This is a genomic window from Brevibacillus sp. NPDC058079 (assembly GCF_042885155.1).
Taxonomy (GTDB): Bacteria; Bacillota; Bacilli; order Brevibacillales; family Brevibacillaceae; genus Brevibacillus.
On record NZ_JBHVSO010000017.1, the window covers coordinates 68813 to 93218 of the forward strand.

Annotated in this window: 23 protein-coding genes; 21 read left to right on the plus strand and 2 right to left on the minus strand. The window is 49.0% G+C overall.

Going from position 1 to position 24406, the window contains the following annotated elements; all coding sequences use genetic code 11:
- The first annotated feature begins 169 nt into the window (after window positions 1-169).
- From ftsE to ACFVS2_RS31055, 6 genes are all read left to right on the plus strand, one after another.
- Entirely contained in the window at window positions 170-856 is a 687-nt protein-coding gene (gene ftsE / locus ACFVS2_RS31030) for a cell division ATP-binding protein FtsE (RefSeq protein ID WP_173612226.1), read from the plus strand.
- On the plus strand, window positions 846-1742 hold the full coding sequence (gene ftsX / locus ACFVS2_RS31035) for a permease-like cell division protein FtsX (RefSeq protein WP_173619623.1): 897 nt from the start codon (window positions 846-848) through the stop codon (window positions 1740-1742). The genes ftsE and ftsX overlap by 11 nt, the downstream gene beginning before the upstream one ends.
- Before the next feature lie 27 nt (window positions 1743-1769).
- Window positions 1770-2972, plus strand: coding sequence for a murein hydrolase activator EnvC family protein (locus ACFVS2_RS31040; RefSeq protein WP_390240295.1), 1203 nt, complete (start codon window positions 1770-1772; stop codon window positions 2970-2972).
- A 92-nt stretch (window positions 2973-3064) separates the two neighbouring features.
- Complete coding sequence (locus ACFVS2_RS31045) at window positions 3065-4534, plus strand: S41 family peptidase (protein WP_390240297.1); 1470 nt, start codon at window positions 3065-3067, stop codon at window positions 4532-4534.
- Window positions 4535-4549: 15 nt separating this feature from the next.
- Window positions 4550-5911 carry a PDZ domain-containing protein gene (locus tag ACFVS2_RS31050; protein WP_390240299.1) on the plus strand — a complete coding sequence of 454 codons (1362 nt, stop codon included), beginning with the start codon at window positions 4550-4552 and terminating at the stop codon, window positions 5909-5911.
- A 121-nt stretch (window positions 5912-6032) separates the two neighbouring features.
- On the plus strand, window positions 6033-7742 hold the full coding sequence (locus ACFVS2_RS31055; RefSeq protein ID WP_390240301.1) for a hypothetical protein: 1710 nt from the start codon (window positions 6033-6035) through the stop codon (window positions 7740-7742).
- A 64-nt stretch (window positions 7743-7806) separates the two neighbouring features.
- Here the strand turns inward: ACFVS2_RS31055 and ACFVS2_RS31060 are convergent, their stop codons facing one another.
- A complete protein-coding gene (locus ACFVS2_RS31060) occupies window positions 7807-8739 on the minus strand; it encodes a flagellar hook assembly protein FlgD (RefSeq protein WP_390240303.1) in 933 nt (310 codons plus the stop codon).
- A 181-nt stretch (window positions 8740-8920) separates the two neighbouring features.
- Between ACFVS2_RS31060 and uvrB the strand changes: the two genes are divergently transcribed.
- The 15 genes from uvrB to ACFVS2_RS31135 all read left to right on the plus strand — a co-directional run bounded on the left by uvrB (window position 8921) and on the right by ACFVS2_RS31135 (window position 23894).
- A complete protein-coding gene (gene uvrB / locus ACFVS2_RS31065) occupies window positions 8921-10897 on the plus strand; it encodes an excinuclease ABC subunit UvrB (protein ID WP_007718279.1) in 1977 nt (658 codons plus the stop codon).
- Between the two features lie 15 nt (window positions 10898-10912).
- A complete protein-coding gene (gene uvrA / locus ACFVS2_RS31070) occupies window positions 10913-13780 on the plus strand; it encodes an excinuclease ABC subunit UvrA (RefSeq protein WP_173619617.1) in 2868 nt (955 codons plus the stop codon).
- A gap of 66 nt (window positions 13781-13846) precedes the next feature.
- Complete coding sequence (locus tag ACFVS2_RS31075) at window positions 13847-14476, plus strand: HD domain-containing protein (protein ID WP_390240306.1); 630 nt, start codon at window positions 13847-13849, stop codon at window positions 14474-14476.
- Between the two features lie 39 nt (window positions 14477-14515).
- Window positions 14516-14884, plus strand: a complete 369-nt coding sequence (locus tag ACFVS2_RS31080; RefSeq protein WP_047069714.1) for a phage holin family protein — start codon at window positions 14516-14518, stop codon at window positions 14882-14884.
- Between the two features lie 155 nt (window positions 14885-15039).
- Window positions 15040-15975 carry an HPr(Ser) kinase/phosphatase gene (gene hprK, locus ACFVS2_RS31085; RefSeq protein WP_007718288.1) on the plus strand — a complete coding sequence of 312 codons (936 nt, stop codon included), beginning with the start codon at window positions 15040-15042 and terminating at the stop codon, window positions 15973-15975.
- Between the two features lie 15 nt (window positions 15976-15990).
- Entirely contained in the window at window positions 15991-16494 is a 504-nt protein-coding gene (locus ACFVS2_RS31090) for an acyltransferase (RefSeq protein WP_017252230.1), read from the plus strand.
- A 182-nt stretch (window positions 16495-16676) separates the two neighbouring features.
- Entirely contained in the window at window positions 16677-17852 is a 1176-nt protein-coding gene (locus ACFVS2_RS31095) for an ATP phosphoribosyltransferase regulatory subunit (protein ID WP_173619614.1), read from the plus strand.
- Between the two features lie 3 nt (window positions 17853-17855).
- Window positions 17856-18503, plus strand: a complete 648-nt coding sequence (gene hisG, locus ACFVS2_RS31100) for an ATP phosphoribosyltransferase (protein WP_173619613.1) — start codon at window positions 17856-17858, stop codon at window positions 18501-18503.
- A gap of 19 nt (window positions 18504-18522) precedes the next feature.
- Window positions 18523-19821 carry a histidinol dehydrogenase gene (gene hisD / locus ACFVS2_RS31105; RefSeq protein ID WP_390240309.1) on the plus strand — a complete coding sequence of 433 codons (1299 nt, stop codon included), beginning with the start codon at window positions 18523-18525 and terminating at the stop codon, window positions 19819-19821.
- On the plus strand, window positions 19818-20417 hold the full coding sequence (gene hisB / locus ACFVS2_RS31110) for an imidazoleglycerol-phosphate dehydratase HisB (RefSeq protein WP_017252226.1): 600 nt from the start codon (window positions 19818-19820) through the stop codon (window positions 20415-20417). The genes hisD and hisB overlap by 4 nt, the downstream gene beginning before the upstream one ends.
- Before the next feature lies 1 nt (window position 20418).
- Window positions 20419-21033 carry an imidazole glycerol phosphate synthase subunit HisH gene (gene hisH, locus ACFVS2_RS31115; protein ID WP_390240311.1) on the plus strand — a complete coding sequence of 205 codons (615 nt, stop codon included), beginning with the start codon at window positions 20419-20421 and terminating at the stop codon, window positions 21031-21033.
- On the plus strand, window positions 21030-21779 hold the full coding sequence (gene hisA, locus ACFVS2_RS31120; protein WP_390240313.1) for a 1-(5-phosphoribosyl)-5-[(5-phosphoribosylamino)methylideneamino]imidazole-4-carboxamide isomerase: 750 nt from the start codon (window positions 21030-21032) through the stop codon (window positions 21777-21779). The genes hisH and hisA overlap by 4 nt, the downstream gene beginning before the upstream one ends.
- Window positions 21769-22527 (plus strand): imidazole glycerol phosphate synthase subunit HisF, encoded by a 759-nt coding sequence (hisF, locus tag ACFVS2_RS31125; RefSeq protein ID WP_017252223.1) that lies wholly within the window; start codon window positions 21769-21771, stop codon window positions 22525-22527. The genes hisA and hisF overlap by 11 nt, the downstream gene beginning before the upstream one ends.
- The gene (gene hisIE / locus ACFVS2_RS31130; RefSeq protein WP_390240315.1) at window positions 22524-23168 is read left to right on the plus strand and encodes a bifunctional phosphoribosyl-AMP cyclohydrolase/phosphoribosyl-ATP diphosphatase HisIE; all 645 of its coding nucleotides are present in this window, start codon (window positions 22524-22526) and stop codon (window positions 23166-23168) included. The genes hisF and hisIE overlap by 4 nt, the downstream gene beginning before the upstream one ends.
- 159 nt (window positions 23169-23327) lie before the next feature.
- Complete coding sequence (locus ACFVS2_RS31135; protein ID WP_390240317.1) at window positions 23328-23894, plus strand: GNAT family N-acetyltransferase; 567 nt, start codon at window positions 23328-23330, stop codon at window positions 23892-23894.
- Between the two features lie 297 nt (window positions 23895-24191).
- On the opposite strand, the gene ACFVS2_RS31140 is transcribed toward ACFVS2_RS31135, so the two are convergent.
- The coding region (locus ACFVS2_RS31140) for a hypothetical protein (protein ID WP_390240319.1) at window positions 24192-24406 on the minus strand (215 nt) is incomplete at its 5' end.

Here is a 24406-nt window from a genome sequence, read left to right on the forward strand (position 1 = left end):
ATCCTTGAATCGTGGTGGTATAATGGATAAGATGGGAAATCCCGCTGTTTTTCAACAAGGTATGTCAGCGGTTGCTAGTGGGTAGAGGGGTTTTGTCGATTTTACCGTTAACAAAAAATCAGGATCAAGATACATAAAGAAGGATCTGACGAAGTAGGATGTGATTTGCTTGATCGAAATGTTCGATGTGTGGAAAACATACCCGAATGGTACGAATGCTTTGAAAGGTATCAACATTCGAATCGAAAAGGGTGAATTTGTGTACGTAGTTGGCCCCAGTGGAGCGGGTAAATCTACGTTTATCAAATTGATGTACCGTGAAGAGAAGCCGACGAAAGGACAAATCTTTTTGGGTGGCTTCAATGTCAGCAGAATCAAAGAACGTCAAATTCCATTAGTCCGCCGCAGTATCGGTGTTGTGTTCCAAGACTTCAAGCTGCTGCCGACATTGACTGTTTTCGAAAACGTCGCATTTGCGATGGAAGTAATCGAGAGTAATCCTAAACAAATCAAGCCGCGTGTGATGGATGTTCTGGGCCTCGTAAAGCTCAAGCATAAAGCCAAAATGCTGCCAAACGAGCTGTCCGGTGGTGAGCAGCAACGTGTTGCCTTGGCGAGAGCGCTGGTGAATAGCCCGGGAATTATTATCGCGGATGAACCGACGGGAAACTTGGACCCAGAGACCTCTTGGGAAATCATGAAGCTGTTTGAAGAAATCAATCAGCGAGGAACGACGGTCGTCATGGCGACCCACAACAGGGAAATTGTAAACACCATGAGAAAACGGGTAGTTGCAATCGAAGCAGGCCAAATTGCCCGTGATGAGCAGAGAGGGGAATACGGTTATGAAGATTAGGACGCTAGGGCGCCATGTCCGTGAAGGGGTCAAAAACCTCGGGCGGAACGGCTGGATGTCGTTCGCTTCTATTAGTGCCGTGACCATTACCCTGTTTATTTTGGGAGTTTTTCTCGTGTTGGCGATGAACGTCAATTACTTTGCGCAATCCGTCGAAAAACAAGTGGAAATTCGCGTTTTCATGGACTTGCTTGCGACAAAAGAAAACATCACGCAGGTTGAGACCAACATCAAGAAACTTCCGCAAGTGGAGTCTGTTTCATTTATACCGAAAGACGAAGGACTGAAGCAGTTTAAAGAGAGCCTTGGTGAAAAAGCGTACTTGTTTGAAGGATTGGAGGAAAGCAATCCTCTGCCGGATGCGTTTACCGTAAAAACGAAGCAACCGCAAGACACTGCTGCTGTTGCCGCTCAAATTAAAAATCTCCAGTATGTCAAAAGCCTGACCTACGGGGAAGGCACTGTGGATAAGCTGTTTTCCTTGACAGGAGCAGTTCGTAATGTCGGGATTGCCTTTATTATTGGACTTGGCTTTACGGCGATGTTCTTGATTGCCAACACGATTAAGCTGACGATTGTGGCACGCCGCAGAGAGATTGAAATCATGAAGCTGGTTGGGGCCACGAACTGGTTTATCCGTTGGCCATTCTTTGTGGAAGGGCTGTTGATGGGTGTGGCAGGGGCATTGATTCCGACCATTATGTTAACGGTTGGGTATTACTACCTCCTGGATGCCATTCACTCCAGCTTTGAAGCTTCCCAACTGTTTAAACTGTTGCCGCTATTCCCGCTCGTGTATCAAGTGGCGCTGGCTTTGCTTGCGATTGGTGCATTCATCGGGATTTGGGGAAGTTTGGTGTCTGTACGTCGCTTCTTGCGAGTTTAATAATTTGAAGAGCGTGGGAGGAGTAACATGAGAAAGAGAATCCTGCTAGCACTCGTAATCACTGGGCTTGTGGTCGGTACTGTGCTCCCGACAAATGTGAGCTTGGCAGCGCCTAGTAAGGCCTCTTTGGACAAGATTAATCGAGAGCTAAAAGACATCCAAAAGAAGAAGAAAAGCCAGCAGCAGCAATTGAAGAAGACCGAAGAACAGATCAATGTCGTGCAAAAAGAGAAAAAGGGCTTGGAAACGCAATTGATGCAAATCGATTTGCGGCGCAACGATACACAGAAAAAGCTGGACAAGCTTGAGCAGCAAATGGATGATACCAAGGAAAAAGCAGCAAACGCTCAGGATCATCTGGATGAAGCAAAAGACCGCGTGGCGAAAAGGGATGCCTTGCTCAGAACACGTGTGACTTCCATGTATGAACGCGGTACGATCTCCTATTTGGATGTACTTCTCGGTTCCTCTGACTTTGGGGACTTTTTGACGCGTATGCAGGCCTTGCAGCTTATTTTGGAGCAGGACACGCGTATTTTAGAGGATAACATTCGCGATAAGGAAACCATCGAGACCAAAAAGAAAGAAATTGATCATCAGCTGACTGTGTACTCCGGGATGTTCGATGAGGCTGAGGAACTCAAAGTCGAATTGGACAAGCAGTACAAGCAAAGTCTAGTGGTCAAGGCTGAACTGGATAAGAAAGAATCTGCACTGGAAGTAGATTTAGAGCAGTATGGACAGGAGCTTTTGGCTATCACTAAACAGGAATCAGCCAAATACGCGGAGCGAGTACGTGCGATGAGCGCCTCCAGTACAGGCTACAAGGGTGGTAAGTTTGGCTTGCCTGTCGCAAGTGGACAATTTCGCTTCACTTCAGGCTTCGGAATGCGGTCAGACCCGTTTACAGGCCGCTCGGCTGGGCATAATGGTTTAGATATGGCAGCACCTAAAGGAACGTCTATTATGGCAGCGGCTGACGGAATCGTTCTCTTTGCAGGATATAACGGCGGCTACGGGAATACAGTAATGATCAAGCATAACGCGGAATATACCACTCTGTACGGTCATATTCGCGAGGGAGGTATCAAGGTTTCTGTTGGGCAAGCCGTATCGAGAGGTCAAAAGATCGCAGAGGTAGGGTCAACAGGTCGCTCAACCGGAAATCACGTACACTTTACCGTCTATAAAAATGACGTAGCAGTTAACCCAATGCCGTACTTGAAGTAGACCCTCGTGCGACCAGACAAATATTGTTAACGGAACATGCATACACTAGCAGCATATCTTTTTCCGGTAGCACAAAGGATGGTGACGTAACAGTGAGATGGAAAGGACGTACCGTAATCGCGCTTGTACTCATCTCGATGGTAGCCAGCAGTTTTATTACGATGGCGATCATGAAGACATCGGCTAGCGCCAGTTCGAGTCAAGGTGGGGCTTTAACAGCATCCAGCATGGCGCTGTTTTCTGGGAGCGGAGATTATCCGAAAGAGTTCCAGAAGCTGTACGAGGCGTTTTCAACAATCAAGAAAGATTACATCCAAAATGTCACCAATGAGCAGTTAGTAGAAGGTGCAATTGGCGGAATGGTCGGGTCGCTCGAAGATCCGTACAGTGATTACATGGACCCTCGTTCTGCTGAGGAGTTCACATCTACCCTACACTCGACTTTCCAAGGGATCGGGACAGAAGTTACGATGCAAAATGGTCGGGTAACGGTTGTTTCGCCATTCAAAAACTCCCCAGCGGAGCGTGCAGGGCTGCGGCCAAACGACCAAATTTTGAGCGTAAATGATGAATCCCTGGAAGGATTGGACCTGCATCAGGCAGTGACGAAGATTCGCGGGCCTAAAGGAACAAAGGCGGTTCTCAAAGTTGTGAGAGCCGGAGTACCGGAGCCCCTTACCATCGTGTGTGTACGTGACGATATTCCGATTGAGACGGTAAACAGTCAGATACTCGAGAAGAACGGTGTCAAAGTAGGCGTGATCAACCTTACCCAATTCTCTACAGAAACAGCTAAGCACTTCAAAGATCAGTTGGCTGCTCTCGAACAGAAGGGGATTGGCGGTTTGGTAATTGACGTTCGAGGCAATCCGGGCGGGTATTTGTTAGCCGTGAAAGAAATCGGAGAAATCCTCGTACCGAATAAAGGTAAGATCGTGCAAATCGAGTATGGAAATGGCGGACAGCAAAAGGAAGAGTATTTCTCGACTACAGTAGCTGCTAAGCCTTACCCAATCTCGGTACTGATTAATGGCGGAAGCGCCAGTGCCTCGGAGATTCTCGCAGGTGCTCTGCGGGATAGCGGCAACTACAAGCTGGTCGGTGAGAAGACATTTGGTAAAGGAACCGTTCAGAGTACCATGGAAATGAACGACAAGAGCCAATTGAAGCTGACGATTGCCAAGTGGCTCACACCGAAGGGTGAATGGGTCCATAAAAAAGGCATTACGCCAGACTTTGCAGTCAAGCAACCAGACTATTTCAACGCAACTCTGTTGCCGGCAGATAAAGTATTGCAGCGCGATATGGCCGGTACGGACGTGAAAAACCTGCAGCTCATCCTGAAGGGCTTGAATCTGTCCCCAGGACGAGAAGATGGCTATTTTGATGAAAAGACAGAGGAAGTAATCAAGCAGTTCCAAACCTCCAATAAGCTTGAGGTAACTGGCAAAGTAGACGCGAAGACACGCTCTTCGCTGGAAGAAAGTCTCCGTAAAACGATGACGAAGCCAGAAAATGACCTGCAATTGCAAAAAGCTCTGGAAGTAGTCACGGGCAAGTAATGAATAATCAAGAAAATGGAAGCAGGTAATTACCTTCTATCCGTAGAAATGATAACCACGGCAAATCAAATGCCGTGGTTTTTCTTTCTTTTAGTTGAGGTGAGGCAATTGGCGATACAGGCAGATATGCTTACCATTGCATATGGCTTTGCCGCATTTTTTATCAATCCTGTTTTCTATCTCTTTCTGGTTTTTATTTATTTGCATTATCGCAGACAGATGAACCTGGAAAGGCAGCTTTTTTCTGCACGCATTCAGTCCCCCTTGCTCTCGACGATACGGGCTGTAGGGATGGGCTTGGTGGGTGGCTTGCTTATTTCTCTTCTTAGCGCAGGACTCGGCGTGGTCGTGCAAGCACAGGATTTGTGGATACTATGGGGATTGGCGCTCATCTTGGCGCTGATTCGTTTACGGTTTCTCTGTTTCGCATATGCTGCAGGGATTTTGGCGATTTTACACGCGATCACACAGGTCATTCCACCAGTTACGGATGTTCCTGGATTGAGCTTTGTTTGGGAAATGATTCGTCAGGCGAAACCTTTGCCGTTGCTTGCGTTAGTTGCGGTCATGCATCTGATTGAAGCGATGCTCGTACGTTGGAATGGCGGGCGGGACGCTTCTCCGCTGTTCGTGGAAGGGCAGCGTGGTCGGATCGTCGGTGCCTATTTGCTTCATTCTTTTTGGCTGACGCCAGCCGTGCTGTTCGTACAGATGGAGCCAGGTGCTATCAGTGGTGCGTTGTATCCGGGGTGGCCGTTCTTTTCGCCGGAAGCCGCTTCATTCGGACTGATGCTTTTGCCGACGGTGACCGGATTCTCCGATATGACGCAAACGATGACACCTTATAGAAAAGCAACGCAGGTTGCGAAAAATTTGACGCTGTATGCGATTGGTTTGTTGGGGTTATGTGCTCTGGCTGTATGGTTTTATCCGTTGATCTTGCTGGCCGCGATCTTTGCACTATTCGGTCATGAGGCGTTGTTTTTCTGGAGTCAGTATCAAGAAAGAAAGCGTTCGCCTTATTTCATCCAGTCTTCGCGTGGTGTAAAAGTAATGGGTGTCATTCCGGGTACGAGAGCAGAGGAGATCGGCATCACGCCCGGTGAGATTATCGTGAAAGTAAATGGCATTTCGGTGCGGGAAAAAGAAGATCTTTATCCAGCGTTACAAGCCAATCCTGCCTTTTGCAAAATGGAAGTACTCACGCGTGAAGGCGAGCTGAAGTTCGTACAGTGTGCGGTCTATGCGGGCAATCATCACCAACTGGGGATCATTGTGGTTCCAGATGCAAATACCCGTGCATTTGTTGATTTGAAACGCGCCAGTGTAGTCGAGCTGATCAAGCAAAAGCTGGAGAAGCTGAATGTAGGAGCATAAGGATAGTTGGGGAGAAGGTATGCAGACAAACGTGCATACCTTCTTTTTTTCGAGTATAGCTTGTCCATTCGGAAACTTACGGGTGGCTGTTGCGTCTCAATGTAGGAGGAAAAAAGAGGGAGTGGGTTCGGTGTTCAAAGTGAAAAGAACGGTCTCGTGGTTTTTGTCAGGTACTTTAGCTGCCGCCACAGTTTTTGCCTCCCCCTTGTCTGGAGTAGGCGCAACGAGTCCTGTGACCGTAGCGCAGGCTCAATCGGTTGTGGCTGTGCCGATGCATGTGACGAAAGGTGTCCAAAAGCTAGTCAAGCTTTTACCGGAGCTGTCTTCGCGCTATGTCGTTTACGGTGGTGAAGTGGATGGACCCGGTGTTAGCGGGGTGGTGGTCACGTTTGCACAGTCTGCTGCTGAGGCTGAATCGTCTATGGATGATGCGATTTTTGACGGACAGACAGGGGAGTTGCTCAGACTGAATCTTACCTCGAAAGCAGCAACAAAGCCTACCTATCCGACTGAGCAGCAGGCAAAAACGCGTGCGCTGGCTTTTGTCGCTGGTTTGCAGGGAACAGGCACAGGTAACACTTATCAAGCGAGAGAGGTTTATAAAAATAAGGACTTATTGACGGTTCGACTGGTGCGAGTCCTGAATAATGTGGTGCTCGATGACGATTATGATTGTCTAGTCAGTTTTGATGCATCGGGAAGAATCGTTTGGTTTTCTACGTTTGATGGCAGATTATACGAAAAAGTAAGTCCCTCTTCACTCCCATCTCCGCAGCGCGTCATCTCCTCCGAACAAGCAGTACGAAAGTGGCAAGAAAGCCGTCCATTAGAACTTGTTTATTTATTACCCATTCATAATCAAAGCGATCAGGTAGAAGCAAAACTCGCTTATGTCCTGAAAAATGGAATCATAACGCAACAACATACAGGTAGTGCATTGGATGCCTTTAGTGGTAAACGATTATTAACAACGAATACCCGAGCGACAACCAACCCGTCTCAGACCATCAATGTGACTGGAACAGGTGAAAAGTGGGTAGCGCAAACAGAGACGCAAGCGCGTGATTTGTTACGCATGCTGTTTAGAATCGAAACAGAAAAGCTGCCGCTATCCATCTACGAGGCGAGTTACGATGATGGTCCAGCCCTTCGTTATTTCATATGGGGAAACTTTGGTGAGGGGGTTCCCTATGCCGACAAGATATCTCGAATGGCGACCTTTCCTGAGGGAAGCAGTAACGGCGAGCAGCACCATCTCCTCGTGACGGATGCAAAGACTGGTGAATTGCTTGAATTTTCTACTAAGGTGAACAATCCGCAAGGGTCTAACGTGAAAACGGATAAGAAGCGGGATCGAATGGAAGCGGAAAAGCTTTTGAAAAGACTGACTCCGTCTGGAAGCAATCAGATACAAGTAAAGGAGGATGGAGGTGAAAGGTACACCTCGATCGTAGCTGATCCCCTTGTGAACGGCATTCCGGTTTATGGGATCAACCAGAGTGTGGAACAGGGGATGTATACGATTCGAATCGATTCATGGACCGGTAAATGGGAGCAGGTGAGCATAAACAAACCGGCAAGTGTCAAATACCCGGCCCGTTCCCAAGCGCTTAAAGAACAAGTGGCCATGACCCGTTTACTCCAAACCTATCCACTTGAGCTGACCTACATCCACAAGCCAGATCACGAGAAAGACACGATTACCTGGAAGCTCGGCTATGACCTTTCGTTTCGCCAAGCTCGCTCGCATTGCTTCTGCGGGGGAGAATTTAAAGTAGATGATACGTTTTATGTGGATGCGATAACCGGAAAAGTGATCGTAAACGAATAGCACCTTACAAAAGAAAAAGCCGCCTTCTCCGATTGCGAAGATGTGCGGCTTTTTGTATGGGATTCTAGGCAGTTGCTTCGAATCCTGTGATTTGATTGAGAGCGACTTTCTTATCATCCTGGAGGACGAACTCGACTACTCCGTTTTTCATGCTGACAGCTTTGACCACGCCTGTAAGAGGCGTATTGGTAGTGGTGCCGTCTGGATTCGTCTGAGACTGATTGTATGTGATGTTGTAGCCGATCATTTGCGCGTAGGCAAGGGAGTTGCCCATTGTTCTGTTTTCAGGTTTCACCGTCATGCCTACGATTTCTTCGGCTTTTACGGTTGATCCATTATCCAGTTGGAATTGTGCGGTACCATTTTTGGTAGTAAAGCCAGTGATGACGCCATTCAAGATTTCATCCACCTTGGAAACGTCGTGTGTGGTATCTGGATTGCCATCCCGGTCGACTTCCTTGGTAACTTTATAGGAAATCTCTCGACCGATCATTTCCATGTACTTCACGCTGTTATCGAGCGTATTACCAGCCAGACCTTGCGATTCCAGTCCGGAGACGTCTGCCAGAGGAATCGGTGTCGATTCGCCTGCGATGCGGAAGTAGATTTTGCCTTGATCCATGTAGACGGCATCAAGTAAGCCTTCTTTCTTCTGTGTCGAAGTTTCTCCCGTCATCTCGTCTTTTGTAGTAAGGGAATACGAGGCTGTACGACCTACTAGCTTTTCATACTTTTCCAAAGTGACCATGCTGTTGTTCGATTGCTCCATCAGCGTGGTCATTTTTGTGATTTTTTCTACCATGGTCAGCATACTTGTTTGCTGGATGAATTGAGAGTTGTCCATTGGGGACATAGGGTCTTGATGCTTTAACTGCTCGAGCATGAGCTTCATAAAGGCATTTTGGTCGAGCTCGGTGGTGAATTCTTTTTTGCCTTTATAGCTCAAATGCGGTTGTATATAAGGGTTATTTTTAACGGTTGTTCCGGTATCTGACATGTCAATCCTCCCTGAAGGTGGCGAGTCTATCTGCGCATGTTTGCACTTCCTTCATCTTATATCGGAAAAATCGGTGGAAAGATGAAGACAAACGTTTGTTCGAATTTTGGGCTTAAACTAGCCGGAATTGTGTTATAATGGAAAGTAGAAACAGTCATGCTATGAGGAGATGAACGAGGGAATGGAGCGTTTTGAATTGGTATCGGAGTTTCAACCGTCCGGTGACCAGCCGACCGCCATTGCCGAGCTGGTGGCAGGGTTACAGGCTGGCAAGCGACACCAGACATTGCTGGGTGCGACGGGAACGGGAAAGACTTATACGGCTGCCCAGGTAATTGCTCAGGTGAACAGGCCAACACTCGTGATGGCACACAACAAAACTCTGGCCGCTCAGCTTTGTGCAGAGTTTAAGGAGTTTTTCCCGAACAACGCGGTGGAATACTTCGTCAGCTACTACGATTACTATCAACCCGAAGCGTACATTCCCCAATCGGATACGTTTATTGAAAAAGACTCGAGCATTAACGACGAGATCGACAAGCTCCGTCACTCCGCTACCAGTGCGTTGTTTGAACGCCGAGATGTGATCATCGTTGCCTCCGTCTCCTGCATATACGGATTGGGTTCTCCTGAGGAGTATCGGGAGCTGCTCTTGTCTTTACGTGTTGGCATGGAAACAGGACGGGACGAGATTTTGCATCGTCTGGTCGATATCCAGTATACACGCAACGACATCAACTTCACGCGCGGTACGTTCCGTGTGCGGGGTGACGTCGTGGAGATTTTCCCTGCTTCAGAGAGTGAGCAGGCGATTCGCGTTGAGTTTTTTGGAGATGAAATAGAACGGATTACTTCGATTGACGTACTGACCGGCGAGATTTTGGGACAGCGTGATCACATTGCCATCTTCCCTAAATCTCACTACGTAACGCGCGAGGAAAAAATGAAGCTGGCTGTCCAAAGCATCGAGGCCGAGCTGGAAGAAAGACTGAAAGAATTCCGTGATGCGGGCAAGCTCCTGGAAGCACAGCGACTGGAGCAACGCACACGGTACGATATTGAGATGATGATGGAGATGGGCTTTTGCTCCGGTATTGAAAACTACTCTCGCCATCTGACGGGACTGCCTGCCGGGCATGCTCCTTATACCTTGCTGGATTACTTCCCAGAAGATTTTATCGTCATGATGGATGAGTCGCACATGACCTTGCCGCAGGTTCGGGGGATGTATAACGGTGACCGCGCACGGAAGGATGTACTGGTCGATCACGGATTCCGTTTGCCCTCTGCACGCGATAACCGTCCACTAAAGTTCGAGGAGTTTGAAGGAAAGCTGAAACAAGCGATCTACATTTCGGCTACACCTGGTCTTTATGAGCTGGAACACAGTCCGGAAATGGTACAGCAGGTGATTCGTCCGACAGGCTTGATTGATCCAACGGTTACGGTACGTCCGATCAAGGGACAGATTGACGATTTGATTGGCGAAATTCAAGCCACGATTGCGAAAAATGAGCGGGTTCTCGTCACGACTCTGACGAAGAAAATGTCTGAGGATTTGACGGACTATCTGAAAGAAATCGGAATCAAGGTCCGCTATCTTCACTCGGATATTAAAACGATTGAGCGGATGCAGATCTTGCGTTCATTGCGTTTGGGTGAATTCGACGTGCTAGTCGGGATCAACCTATTGAGGGAAGGTCTTGACTTGCCGGAAGTATCACTCGTAGCGATATTGGATGCAGACAAGGAAGGCTTCCTTCGCAATGAGCGTTCGCTGATTCAGACGATTGGTCGGGCTGCGCGGAACGCAGAGGGACGCGTTATTATGTACGCTGACAAAATGACAGATTCGATGACCTCTGCGATTCGTGAGACAGACCGTCGTCGTTCTATTCAGATGGCTTACAATGAAGAGCACGGCATCACGCCGCAAACCGTGAAAAAGTCCGTCCGCGAAGTGATCGAGGCGACCAAGGTAGCGGAGGAAAAAGCAGATTACTTGCCACATGCAGATTTCAAGAAAATGCCGAAGAAGGATCGCGTGGCTGTTATAGAACGTATGGAAGAAGAAATGAAGGAAGCAGCACGCAACCTCATGTTCGAGCGTGCGGCCGAATTGCGTGATTTGATTCTTGAGCTGAAGGCGGAACTCTAAGGAGAGGTTTTTTTCATGCCATTAGAACATATTGTCGTAAAGGGTGCACGTGCCCACAACCTAAAAAATGTTGATGTAGTGATTCCGAGGGACAAATTCGTCGTTCTGACGGGTTTGTCTGGCTCGGGTAAGTCCTCGCTTGCTTTTGACACGATTTACGCAGAGGGACAACGACGCTATGTCGAGTCACTGTCCGCATACGCCCGTCAATTTCTCGGACAGATGGACAAGCCGGACGTGGATTCGATTGAGGGACTTTCCCCTGCGATCTCGATTGACCAGAAAACGACGAGCCGCAACCCTCGCTCCACGGTAGGTACGGTTACGGAAATCTACGACTATTTGCGCCTTTTGTATGCGCGTGTCGGTAGAGCGGTTTGTCCGGAGCATGGCATCGAGATCCAATCCCAGACCATTGAACAAATGGTCGATCGCCTATTGGAGTATCCTGAGCGCACGAAAATGCAGATTCTCGCGCCTATGGTACAAGGACGCAAGGGAGAGCACGTCAAGCTGCTCGAGGACATCCGCAAGCAAGGCTTCGTCCGTGTGCGGGTCAATGGTGAAATTACCGATCTGTCCGAAGACATCAAGCTGGAAAAGAACAAGAAGCATAACATTGAGGTTGTCGTTGACCGGATCGTCGTGAAGCCGGATGTACAGGCGCGTCTGGCAGACTCCCTGGAAACGGCACTTCGTTTAGCAGATGGCAAGGTCATCGTCGATGTGATGGAGCAAGAGGAGCTGCTGTTCAGTGAAAAGCATGCTTGCCCAGTATGCGGATTCTCCATCGGAGAGCTGGAGCCGCGGATTTTCTCCTTTAACAGCCCGTTTGGTGCTTGCTCGGAGTGTGATGGACTGGGTGTCAAATTGGAGGTAGACCCGGATATGGTCGTTCCCGATGTGACGAAGACGCTCGATGACGGGGCGATTGGCGCATGGGAGCCGAAGACTTCTACTTACTATCAACAATTGTTGGAATCAGCTTGCCGTCACTTTAACATTCGGATGGATGTGCCATATGAGGAGCTTACGGTAGCGCACCGACAAATCTTGATGTACGGCAGTGAAGGCGAAAAAATTCACTTCCGCTATGAGAACGAGTTTGGGCAGGTGCGCGAGGCAGTCGTACCGTTCGAGGGTGTCGTCATCAACCTGCAACGACGTCATCTGGAGACGAGCTCGGATTACATCCGCGAACAAATCGAAGGCTTCATGAGCCAAAAGGCGTGTCCTGTCTGTAAAGGCCAACGCTTGCGTCAAGAGAGCTTGGCAGTAAAGGTCGGGGAGCGCAGTATTTCCGAGCTGACTATACTGTCGATTCTCGATGCGCATCAGTTTGTCGATGGGCTGGAACTGACAGAGCGGGAAGCGAAGATCGCGAACTTGATCGTAAAAGAAATCAAGGCGCGACTGAACTTTTTGATTGATGTCGGACTGGATTACTTGACGCTGAGCCGAGCGGCGGGAACATTGTCCGGGGGAGAAGCGCAGCGGATTCGACTGGCTACGCAGATCGGTTCTAGTCTGATGGGGGTTCTCTACATTTTGGATGAGCCGAGTATCGGATTGCATCAGCGGGATAACGCGCGTCTGATCAAGACGTTGGAGCATATGACCAAGCTGGGGAATACATTGATCGTCGTCGAGCATGACGAGGATACGATGATGGCCTGCGATTATATTATTGATATTGGACCGGGCGCTGGCATACATGGCGGTCAAATCGTAGCGGCAGGAACTCCGGATGAAGTCATGAAGGACCCTAACTCCTTGACGGGTGCCTATTTGAGTGGGCGCAAATTCATCCCTGTTCCGATGGAGCGTCGCAAGCCTTCGGATAAATGGATCAAGATTGAGGGCGCGAAGGAAAACAACCTGAAAAACGTCACTGCGAAGCTTCCTCTAGGCGTTTTTGTTGCCGTAACAGGTGTATCTGGCTCAGGAAAAAGCACGCTGATCAATGAAATTTTGCAAAAGACACTAGCTCGTGATTTGAATAAGGCAAAGGTGAAGCCAGGTGAGCATCGCCGCATCCTGGGACTGGAGCATTTGGATAAGGTGATCGACATCGATCAATCTCCAATTGGACGTACACCACGTTCCAATCCGGCGACATATACAGGTGTCTTTGATGATATTCGCGACCTGTTTGCTTCCACCAACGAAGCCAAAGTGCGCGGCTATAAAAAAGGTCGCTTCAGCTTTAACGTCAAGGGCGGCCGTTGTGAAGCGTGCAGTGGTGACGGGATCATTAAAATCGAGATGCACTTTTTGCCGGATGTGTATGTGCCTTGCGAAGTTTGCCATGGCAAGCGCTACAACCGCGAGACGCTCGATGTAAAATACAAAGGCAAGAACATTGCAGATGTGCTGGAAATGACCATTGAGGATGGCGTAGAGTTTTTCCGCAACCTGCCAAAGATTGAGCGCAAACTACAGACGATTGTAGACGTAGGGCTAGGATACGTAAAGCTTGGGCAGCCTGCTACGACGCTCTCAGGCGGGGAAGCGCAACGTGTCAAGCTCGCATCTGAGCTGTATCGACGCAGCACAGGGCGTACGCTTTACATTCTGGATGAACCGACAACTGGTCTGCATACGGATGACATTGATCGTTTATTGAAGGTACTGCAACGATTGGTGGAAAACGGGGAGACGGTGCTGGTCATCGAGCACAATCTGGATGTCATCAAAACGGTGGACTACATCGTAGATTTAGGTCCAGAGGGCGGTACCCGCGGCGGAGAGATTATCGGAACGGGTACACCGGAAGAAGTGGCACAATTGGAAGGCTCGTACACGGGTATCTATTTGAAGCCGATTTTGGAACGCGATAAAGAACGGACGAATGCCAAGCTAGAGCAATTCGTTTCGAAGTAATCGAGAGATAGCCTCCCTGATCCAGGGGGGCATCTTTTCTAGGTGGACGCAAAGGGGGAGGAAAAGATGGATTACGTGAAGGATTCTCTTGCCGCACTACCTGCCGATCTGGTGGCAGAAGCACAGAAGCGCTTTGATGGACAAGATCCTGCACACGATTGGCAGCATAATTTGCGTGTGATGGCGATGTGTGAGCGGATTGGCTGCGAGGAAGGGGCAGATATGGAAGTGCTGCGCCTCGCTGCTTTGCTGCATGATATCGGGAGAGCAGAAGAACGGCAAACAGGCGAGTGCCATGCCGAAATCAGCGCAAGACTAGCAGGGGAATGGCTCTCCGAACGCAGTATGACGGAAGCATTCATCTCACGTGTACAGTCTGCAATTCTCGCCCATCGTTTTCGCAAAAACCGACCGCCACATACCTTGGAAGAAAAGGTCTTGTTTGATGCAGACAAGCTGGATTCGATTGGGGCTATTGGAGTGGCTCGGGTTTTTGCTTATACTGGGGTTATTGGGCAACCCATACAATCGGATGATCCCAATCAGCATACACCGTATAAGGAATACACTTGGAAGCTGCAGCGCATCAAAGACAAGCTTTTCACCAAGACTGCCCAGAAAATCGCCGAAGACAGACATCGATTCATGACAACGTTTTTTGAGCAATGGGAATGGGAAGTAACGGGGAATCGTTAATCGTTGCGCGAAGGCAAGACTGTATAGGGGGAATGCACCATGAGCCGCTGGATAATCAAAATGCTTTTAAATGGGGCTGCGCTACTTTTGATCAGCAATTGGTTCCATTCCATTTATGTCGCGAATTTCACTGTAGCACTATGGGCTACGTTGATTTTAGGGATGGTCAACACAGTGATTCGGCCGATTCTGCTGTTTTTTACTTTTCCCTTGCAAGTATTGACGATCGGTTTGTTCTGGTTTGTCATTAATGCCGTGACGTTTGCGTTGACTGCCTATTTTATTGATGGATTTGAAGTGGGTCCATGGCCTGATAACATTGGCACGGTCATTGTGGCAGCAGCACTGATGAGTATTTTTGGCTACCTCATTGAAGTTGTAGTAGGGATGAAAAAAGAAAAGAGGTAGTATGTTCGAAAAAGCCCCGTATTCTCTCAAACGAGTCGCGGGGTTTTTGCCTAATAAGGATGCTCGGTCTTATTAGGTTGTCGTAAGTACAGAGGTTTCGATACAATAGAGACACAACCATAGGGACGGAAAATCCCATGTGAGGGGGAAGCTTCATGCGTAAGACGAATGTGAGCCATCTAGTGGACCATTTCAATATGACGATCTTGAGCGGGGAAGAGGGCTTGGGGCGTGAGATTACCGTAACGGATTTGAGTCGCCCCGGCCTGCAGTTAGCCGGTTACTATTCGTATTATGCGGAAGAGCGGATTCAATTGTTCGGCTTGACGGAAATCAACTTTTTTCAAACGCTGACTCCAGAGGAACGGCTGGAACGGATGAATTTTCTCATGCAAAGTCAGGTTCCTTGCTTCTGTGTGACCCGTAATCAGATGGTGCCTGAAGAGATGATTGACGTTTCCAATCGGTTGGGGGTACCTGTACTTCAGTCCCCGCTCGCAACGACGACGCTAGTCGGGAAAGTGACCAACTTCCTGGAGAATCGTCTTGCACCAACGACGACGATTCATGGGGTACTTACAGACATTTACGGTGTCGGCGTTTTGATTATGGGATCGAGCGGGATCGGGAAGAGTGAAGCCGCACTTGAGCTTGTAAAGCGCGGACACCGACTCGTAGCAGATGACGCAGTGGAGATTAAGCAGACACAGGGTGGGCAGCTAAGCGGTAGCGCCCCTGAACTGATTCAGCATCTCTTGGAAATCCGCGGTGTGGGGATTATCAACATTATGACGATGTTTGGTGCAGGTGCCGTGCGCAATGTAAAAAACATCGAGATGGTTGTTCAGCTAGAACTGTGGGAGCCACATAAAATGTACGAGCGGTTGGGGCTCGATGAGGAAACATTGAAGATCATGGATACCGAAATTCCGATTATTACCGTTCCTGTTCGACCAGGACGAAACTTGGCAGTCATCATTGAGGTTGCAGCGATGAACTTCCGTCTGAAACGGATGGGTTACAACGCAGCGATGCACTTCACACGGAAACAGTCGAATGCCATTTTAGAAGATGCCGATTCTGACTTGTAGGAGAAAGAGACGCATATGAGAAAGACAACACGTTATCCCGTAAATGGGGTAAATCCGCTTTGGCACATGTATCGAACGGTAAGCTTCTGGAAAGTCATGAAAAATTTTATCGTCATCCAACTCTCCAGATATACGCCGATCGTTTCGTGGAAGAACTGGATGTACCGCACATTTTTGCGTATGGAAGTAGGGCAGCATAGTGCGGTTGCGTTGATGGTGATGATGGATATTATGTTTCCCGAGAAAATCAAGATCGGTCGTAATTGCGTGATCGGGTACAATACGACCATACTTGCGCATGAATATTTGATAGATGAATACCGTTTGGGAGAAGTGATTATTGAGGATGCTGTCCTGGTGGGGGCCAACACAACCATTTTGCCTGGAGTAACGATAGGCAAAGGGGCCATTGTCGCAGCGGGAACGGTTGTTCATAAAGATGTCCCGCCTGGTGCCTTTGTAGGTGGGAACCCCATGCAGCTCATTCGAATGAAAGCTTCAGAGGAAGAAGTCATGTAGAGTCTCTTCCATTATGATCAGCCGTCAGGTGTTTATCCTGGCGGTTTTTTTGTTTTGTGTTAAATTTTCCGACTATTCTTATCTTGGTTGACCTAAGAATCTCGACGTGGTAATCTTCTTCATAACACTTTAGTTTGTTACCATATTAGCAGAGTAAAGCGAATGTGATGGAGGGAACAAGGATGGCAAAACCCTTGGGATTCGAAAAGCCGCTTGGGATGCGGGACATACTGCCGGAATCACTGGCGAAACAACGGTACTTGGAGCGGGAGCTGCGGCAGTGTATCGAAAGATGGGGCTATGAGGAAATATCCACACCCTCTCTGGAGTACTTCGATACGGTAGGAGCAGCAAGTGCGACACTAACAGACCGGATGTTTCGCCTCCTGGATAAACAAGGCCACACCGTAGTCCTGCGTCCGGATATGACAACGCCAATTGCAAGGGTTGTTTCCTCCCTTTATAAAGATGTTCCATTGCCGATTCGGTTGTATTACCAGGCAAATGTGTTTCGGGCACAAGAAAAAGAAGCGGGACGGAATGCAGAGTTTTGTCAAACCGGGATCGAGCTGATCGGAGATGCGTCTGTTGATGCGGATGCGGAAGCAATTGCACTTGCTGTGTTTTGCTTGCGGGTAGCGGGTGTAGAGACGTTTCGCATTGCTATTGGGCATGTCGATTTCGTAGACGGTCTTTTGGAGGAAGAAATTGAGGATGAGCATGTTCGCAATCAATTCCGCCAGTTTTTGTACGAGCGGGACTTCGTTGGCTTCCGGCAACTACTAGCAACAGTAGACATCCCTACAGAGGCAAAAAGCCGATTGGAAGCCTTGCTACGGCTGCAAGGGGGAAAAGGGAAGATTGAAGTCGCGCGTGAACTGGCAGGCAACGGAAAGGCAAGGAGGGCAGTCGAGACGATTGCTTCCTTGTGGGAGTCGTTAGAAGCCTACGGAGTGACAGAGGATTTGCTGATCGATTTCAATCTGATCATCAATTTGAACTACTATACAGGCGTCGTTTTCGAAGGGTACGCGGCAGACCTGGGCTCCCCACTATTGGGCGGAGGACGCTACGATCAGTTGCTCTCCCAATTTGGGCGTGCGGCATCGGCCACAGGCTTTGCGATCAAGATGGATCGGCTGCTTCAGGTCACTCCTTTCGAAAAAGGGCAAGCACCTGCGCGAGTTTTGCTTGTATACACCGAGGATTGCCGCGGCGCCGCTTTGGCAGAGGCACAGCAATTGCGTGAGAACGGGCTCGTGGTGGTGACACGTCTCGTTTCCAGAATAGATGAGAAACAGGTTGGACAAGAAGCGGGATATACTAAGGTCATTTGCATGACACAACAGGAGGAGTAGGAGATGGCACTCACGAAAAACGACCAAAAGCTGACGATCGCCATGCCAAAAGGGCGGATTTTTGAAGAGGCCGTCCACTTCCTCCAGCAGGCTGGTTTGCAGGTCACTGCGGATCTACAAGATTCTCGTAAACTGATTATCCCTGTGGAAAATGCCAAGCTTGAATTCATTATGGCGAAGCCTACCGATGTTCCTACTTATGTCGAGTATGGGGTGGCTGACGTTGGAGTCGTCGGCAAGGATGTTTTATTGGAAGAAGAACGAGATGTTTACGAGCTGTTGGATTTGCATATCGGCTATTGTCGCATGATGGTAGCGGGTCTGCCAGATTGGAAACCGTCGGAAGCGCTGCGTGTTGCGACGAAATATCCGAAGATTGCGTCACGTTATTTTCGTGAGCAGGGACAGCAGGTTGAGGTAATCAAGCTGAATGGTTCAGTAGAGCTTGCACCGATGATTGGACTGGCTGATCGTATTGTGGATATTGTCTCAACAGGTAGGACATTGCGGGAAAATGGCTTGGTCGAACTGGAGAGCATTTGTGAAATTACGACGAGGCTGATTGCCAATCGAGCCAGCTATCGGATGAAAAGTGAAGCGGTGGACGAGATCGCCGGAAAATTTTTAGAGGTCATTCCTCGCGGGAACTAGAGAAAAAGGGGAGACAGTCATGCGTATCATGTCAGCCAGCCAGTATGACGGGAAACGATCGGTAGACGCAGGGACGAGAGAACAGCAAGAAGCGGTGAAGGCGATCCTCACCTCGGTTCGCCAGCAAGGGGACGAAGCGCTGCGCTATTACACAGAACGATTTGATCGTGTGCTTCTACAAAACTTCCGTGTGAGCGAAGGTGAATTTGCAGAAGCAAGTGAGCTCGTTTCTCCACTAGTCAAAACGGTATTGATAGAAGCGGCCGAAAATATTCGGGCATTTCACGAGCGACAAGTGCGTCAGTCCTGGTTTACCACCAAAGAGAGTGGCACCTTGCTAGGCCAATTGATACGTCCATTGCAGCGCGTAGGATTGTATGTACCAGGCGGAACGGCAGCTTATCCTTCCAGTGTATTGATGAATGCCATCCCTGCCAAAATCGCAGGTGTTCCACAAGTCGTCATTACGACACCACCAGGAGCGGATGGGAAAATCAACCCTGCGATACTCGTTGCGGCTCAAATCGCAGGAGTAACCGAGATATACAAGGTAGGTGGGGCACAGGCGATCGCGGCACTGACCTACGGAACGGAGCAAATCAAGGCGGTTGATAAAATCGTCGGGCCCGGCAATATTTTTGTGGCACTGGCAAAGCGAGAAGTTTTCGGATTGGTCAGTATCGACATGGTGGCAGGTCCTAGTGAAATTGCGGTGATCGCAGATGAGACGGCCAACTCGCGTTACGTTGCGGCAGACCTGCTGTCTCAGGCCGAGCATGATCCGATGTCAGCCGCTATATTGGTTACGACATCGCAATCGTTGGCGGAGCAGGTGTCGCAGGAAGTCGAGCGACAGCTTGCCGATCTTCCACGCAAATCGATTGCGGAAGCGGCGATACGCGATTACGGCGCTATTTTACTCGTCGACGATTTGGATGAAGGTTTTGCCGTCATCAACCGTATGGCACCCGAGCATTTAGAAATCATGGTGGCGGAGCCGTTTGAGCATCTTGGAAAAGTGGAAAATGCAGGTGCGATTTTCCTCGGCCCATACAGCTCAGAACCAGTCGGCGATTATTTTGCTGGTACCAATCATGTGATTCCTACGAATGGAACGGCGCGTTTTTCCTCGCCATTATCCGTCGATGATTTTATCAAGAAGTCGAGTGTTGTTTCCTACAGCAAGCGAGATTTGCGAGACAATGGACATAAAATTGTGGCACTGGCAGAGCAGGAAGGATTGTCTGGGCACGGTCGAGCTATCCTTTCGCGATTGCGAGATTTTGAGACCGAAGAGCAGGAGAGTGAAAAGAGATGAGTGAAGGGAAACAACGTGCAGCACAGATCGAACGCAATACGAATGAGACGCAGATCGCGCTTTCCTTTGGTGTAGACGGCGCGGGTGAGAGTAAGCAAAATTCGGGTGTTCCATTTCTGGATCATATGCTAGACCTGTTTACCCGACACGGACATTTTGACCTGACTGTCAAGGCAAAGGGAGATATCGAAATCGACTATCACCACACGGTGGAGGATATTGGGATTTGTCTTGGGCATGCTCTGCGGGAAGCGTTGGGAGACAAGAAAGGCATCAAGCGTTATGGAAATGCGTTTGTCCCGATGGATGACGCGCTTGCGCAGGTCGTCATTGATATCAGCAACCGTCCTCATCTGGAATATCGCGCTACGTACCCTACCAATATGGTTGGTCAGTTTCCGACAGAGCTGGTACACGAATTTTTATGGAAGCTCGCACTAGAGGCGCGGATCAATCTGCATGTGATCCTGCACTACGGTCACAATACGCACCACATGATCGAGGCAATTTTCAAAGCGCTGGGCCGTGCATTGGATGAAGCGACGACGATCGATCCGCGTGTAAAAGGGGTCCCGTCAACAAAAGGGGTTTTGTAACATGATCGGCATCATCGATTACGGCATGGGGAATTTGTACAGCTTGAGCAAGGCGTTGGAAAGGCTGGGCTATTCATACGAGTTCGTATCGCAGGCTGAGCGTCTGCAAGAATATAGCGGGTTGATTTTGCCGGGAGTCGGGGCGTTCGGGGATGCTATCGCCAACATACGTGAGCTTGGATTAGAGCAAGCGATCAAGGGATACGCAGTATCAGGTCGTCCGATCTTGGGCATTTGTCTCGGCATGCAACTTTTATTTGAGAAAAGCGCGGAGCATGGCGAGCATACGGGTTTGGGACTGCTCGGTGGTGAGGTCGTTCGTTTTCGCGGGGATTACAAGGTACCGCACATGGGCTGGAACCAACTGATAATAAAGCAAAAGCAACCGTTACTAAACGGTGTGCAGGATGGCGATTACGTCTACTTTGTCCATTCGTATCATGTCTTGTGCCAGTCTGATGTCTTGCTTGCGACGAGTGACTATCACCAGGAGGTCACAGCCATTGTGAATCGTGACAACGTATACGGTATGCAGTTTCACCCGGAAAAGAGCGGAGAGACAGGAATGCTGCTACTGCGTAACTTTGCCGTTCAATGCGAGGGGGTTTTGACATGAGCTTTATCGTTTATCCGGCGATCGATATTCGCGGGGGCAAGTGTGTTCGACTTTTCCAAGGAGATTACGGGCAAGAGACAGTGTACGCTGATTCACCGCTCGCGATGGCAAAGCGCTGGGTAGAGCAAGGGGCGACCTGGGTTCATCTCGTAGATTTGGACGGGGCAAAGGAAGGCAAGCCAGCAAATGCAGCGCTCATCAAAGAGATAGCGCGCTCGATCCCTGTACCCGTGCAGGTTGGAGGCGGCATTCGAACAGAAGAGCAGATCGCGGACTATTTGGAAGCGGGTGTTGCGCGAGTGATCGTCGGGACCGCTGCTATCGAAGACGAGCCTTTTACGAAGCGAATTCTTCAAAGCTATGGAGACAAGATTGCGATTGGTTTGGACTGCCGGAATGGGCTGGTGGCTACCAGAGGGTGGTTGACCACGACAGATGTGCAAGCGACAGAGCTTGCCAAGCGGTTGGTTACGTATGGCGCCGAGACGTTTATTTACACCGATATCGCCCGTGATGGCACGATGACAGGACCCAATGTAGAAGAAATTGCAGCCTTGGCGATGGCTACAGGTAAATCGGTGATTGCCTCGGGAGGCGTCAGCCAACTGGACGACTTGTTGACGCTGGCTGTCCATGCTTCAGACGGAGTCTCTGGTGCCATAGTTGGCAAAGCACTCTACACGGACGCTTTTACATTGAAAGAAGCGCTACAGCGTATGGAGGGGCGTGAAGCGAATGCTGGCTAAACGAATCATCCCGTGTCTCGATGTAAAAGACGGACGGGTGGTAAAAGGCGTGCAGTTCGTCGGACTTCGCGATGCAGGAGACCCGGTTGAACTGGCAAAAAAGTATAGCGAGGAAAGAGCAGACGAGCTGATCTTTCTCGATATTTCTGCGTCCCACGAAGGGCGCAAGACGATGGTGGATGTCATCGAAAAAACGGCCGCAAACATTACGATTCCTTTCACGGTTGGTGGTGGCATTAACAGCGTCGACGATATGAAAAGGATATTGCGTGCGGGTGCGGACAAAATCTCGTTGAATACAGCTGCTGTTTTGCGTCCAGAATTAATCCGCGAGGGAGCGACGGTCTTCGGCTCACAATGTATCGTCGTGGCGATCGACGCGAGAAGTGTCGGGGAAGATCGCTGGGAAGTGTATACCCACGGTGGACGGAATGCGACGGGGAGGGACGTCATCCGTTGGGCGCAGGAGGCAGAAGCGCTCGGAGCGGGCGAAATCCTGTTGACTAGCATGGACGACGATGGGGAAAAGAAAGGCTTTGGACTCGAATTGACCAAGCGGGTATCAGAAGCGGTCGGGATTCCGGTCATTGCTTCTGGTGGAGCAGGCTCGAGGGAGCATTTTTACGATGTGCTGACGCAAGGAAAGGCAGATGCCGCGCTGGCCGCTTCCATTTTTCACTATGACGAGACGTCGATTCACTCGGTGAAAGAGTATTTGCAAACCAAAGGAGTTGTCGTACGACCATGACAGGAGCAGAAGCGTTTGCAGTGAAAAAATTGCGTTTTGACGAAAAGGGTTTGATTCCTGTCATCGTGCAGGATGCCGGAAGCAAGACAGTCTTGACGCTTGCCTATATGAATGAAGAATCGCTACAAAAGTCATTGGAGACCAAAGAAACATGGTTTTGGAGCCGTTCCCGACAACAATTGTGGCACAAGGGTGAGACCTCGGGTCATACACAGCGGATCGTCTCTATGCAGTATGATTGCGATGGAGATGCACTGGTTGTGATGGTCGAGCCGAATGGGCCAGCTTGTCATACGGGAGTGTACAGCTGTTTCTCGCAGGAAGTTCTCTCCGATACAGAAGATGAGCGAGTACAAGCAGATCGGTTTGCGATCTTGAGTGAGCTGGAGGAACTGATTGCTGCGCGGGAGGTAGAGCGCCCGGAAGGCTCCTACACCACCTACTTGTTCGAAAAAGGCGTAGACAAAATCCTGAAAAAGGTCGGGGAAGAGGCTGCAGAGGTCATTATTGCAGCGAAAAATCGAAGTCGTGAGGAGCTGCGGTACGAGGCCTCTGATCTGATCTTCCACTTGATGGTTTTGTTACGCGAGCAAAAGCTGCCGCTGGATGAAGTACTGACGGAACTTCAGAGGCGTCGTTAACAAATGAAGTAATAACCACCTCTGTTTCCAGAGCGTGGTTTTTTTGTTAGAATAATCGGTATCTTACTTCGAAAGGTGTGGTGACCATGAATAAATTCAAACTCACTTCAAACCAAAGAGACTCCATTTTCAAACACCAATCGAGGGGTAGGATACTTAATGATCAAAGGGAATTTAGTAGAATTACGACCAGTTATTGCTGAGGATATGGAGAGACTGTTCCATTGGCGCAACGACGAAGAAGCGGCCAAATGGGCAGCGGGCTCTGACCTGGTAACCTATAGTTATGTTTCACTCGACTCACTAAAAGCCATGTATGAGGAAAACGTTCGCGCTTCACGGCCGGATGATAAAGTAAAGGGTTTTGTATTCTCTGTCTATACCTTGGACGGAGAACACATCGGCAATTGTGATTACCGAGATGTGAATCCCATTACGCGGACAGCCACGATTGGCATTGCGATCATGGCAAAAGAGTATTGGAGCAAAGGCTACGGTACAGATACATTGCGTCTCCTACTCGACTTCCTCTTTTCCAAGCTGAACTTGAATCGGGTGCAGCTGGATACGTGGAGCGGAAATACGCGTGCCATTCGCGCTTATGAAAAATCAGGCTTTGTGATAGAAGGGCGACTGCGCCAAAATGAATTTGTAGATGGGCAGTATTACGACACCATCATGATGGGGCTACTGCGCGAAGAGTTTTACCAGCGAGCAAAGGAATAGGTCTCCTGTTGCTTTTTCGCTAGTGGCAATTGCATAGGGGGATCTTGCTCATCTTCGCGGAATGATTGGCGATGGGCGCAGGACTGGCTCTTATGGCTGGAGTAGGAATCTTTCAATATCGTAAGGAAAGAAACGGGTATGTAGTTCAAGCCTGAATATAGTAGAGATATTTGATAGAAAGAGCGAGATGTCTTTTCGCTCTTTTTCCTTTCGTATCGCGATATTTTAGCTGTTTCTCGTTTACCGATAAAAAAACTTTTAAAATTACTCTTGATTTAGAATTTTATATGTGATAGATTATTCCTTGTCGCCAAGAACGACGACAAAATACGAGAAAAGAAAACGAGATTCGATAAAAAACTTCTTGACTCGATAATAACGAACGTGATAAGATGTAAAACGTTCGACAAAAAATGCTCTTTGAAAACTGAACAGCGAAAGCGTTAATGAGTCTATCATTAAATGATTTGCCAGCTTTGAACCAGTAACAAACTTTATTGGAGAGTTTGATC

What these genes read in the sequence shown, in the direction of transcription:
- ftsX (WP_173619623.1), top strand. Translation starts at nt 846, where the DNA reads ATGAAGATTAGGACGCTAGGGCGCCATGTCCGTGAAGGGGTCAAAAAC.
- ACFVS2_RS31040 (WP_390240295.1), top strand. Translation starts at nt 1,770, where the DNA reads ATGAGAAAGAGAATCCTGCTAGCACTCGTAATCACTGGGCTTGTGGTC.
- ACFVS2_RS31050 (WP_390240299.1), top strand. Translation starts at nt 4,550, where the DNA reads ATGGAAGCAGGTAATTACCTTCTATCCGTAGAAATGATAACCACGGCA.
- ACFVS2_RS31060 (WP_390240303.1), bottom strand. Translation starts at nt 8,739, where the DNA reads ATGTCAGATACCGGAACAACCGTTAAAAATAACCCTTATATACAACCG.
- uvrB (WP_007718279.1), top strand. Translation starts at nt 8,921, where the DNA reads ATGGAGCGTTTTGAATTGGTATCGGAGTTTCAACCGTCCGGTGACCAG.
- uvrA (WP_173619617.1), top strand. Translation starts at nt 10,913, where the DNA reads ATGCCATTAGAACATATTGTCGTAAAGGGTGCACGTGCCCACAACCTA.
- ACFVS2_RS31075 (WP_390240306.1), top strand. Translation starts at nt 13,847, where the DNA reads ATGGATTACGTGAAGGATTCTCTTGCCGCACTACCTGCCGATCTGGTG.
- ACFVS2_RS31080 (WP_047069714.1), top strand. Translation starts at nt 14,516, where the DNA reads ATGAGCCGCTGGATAATCAAAATGCTTTTAAATGGGGCTGCGCTACTT.
- hprK (WP_007718288.1), top strand. Translation starts at nt 15,040, where the DNA reads ATGCGTAAGACGAATGTGAGCCATCTAGTGGACCATTTCAATATGACG.
- ACFVS2_RS31090 (WP_017252230.1), top strand. Translation starts at nt 15,991, where the DNA reads ATGAGAAAGACAACACGTTATCCCGTAAATGGGGTAAATCCGCTTTGG.
- ACFVS2_RS31095 (WP_173619614.1), top strand. Translation starts at nt 16,677, where the DNA reads ATGGCAAAACCCTTGGGATTCGAAAAGCCGCTTGGGATGCGGGACATA.
- hisG (WP_173619613.1), top strand. Translation starts at nt 17,856, where the DNA reads ATGGCACTCACGAAAAACGACCAAAAGCTGACGATCGCCATGCCAAAA.
- hisD (WP_390240309.1), top strand. Translation starts at nt 18,523, where the DNA reads ATGCGTATCATGTCAGCCAGCCAGTATGACGGGAAACGATCGGTAGAC.
- hisB (WP_017252226.1), top strand. Translation starts at nt 19,818, where the DNA reads ATGAGTGAAGGGAAACAACGTGCAGCACAGATCGAACGCAATACGAAT.
- hisH (WP_390240311.1), top strand. Translation starts at nt 20,419, where the DNA reads ATGATCGGCATCATCGATTACGGCATGGGGAATTTGTACAGCTTGAGC.
- hisA (WP_390240313.1), top strand. Translation starts at nt 21,030, where the DNA reads ATGAGCTTTATCGTTTATCCGGCGATCGATATTCGCGGGGGCAAGTGT.
- hisF (WP_017252223.1), top strand. Translation starts at nt 21,769, where the DNA reads ATGCTGGCTAAACGAATCATCCCGTGTCTCGATGTAAAAGACGGACGG.
- hisIE (WP_390240315.1), top strand. Translation starts at nt 22,524, where the DNA reads ATGACAGGAGCAGAAGCGTTTGCAGTGAAAAAATTGCGTTTTGACGAA.
- ACFVS2_RS31135 (WP_390240317.1), top strand. Translation starts at nt 23,328, where the DNA reads ATGATCAAAGGGAATTTAGTAGAATTACGACCAGTTATTGCTGAGGAT.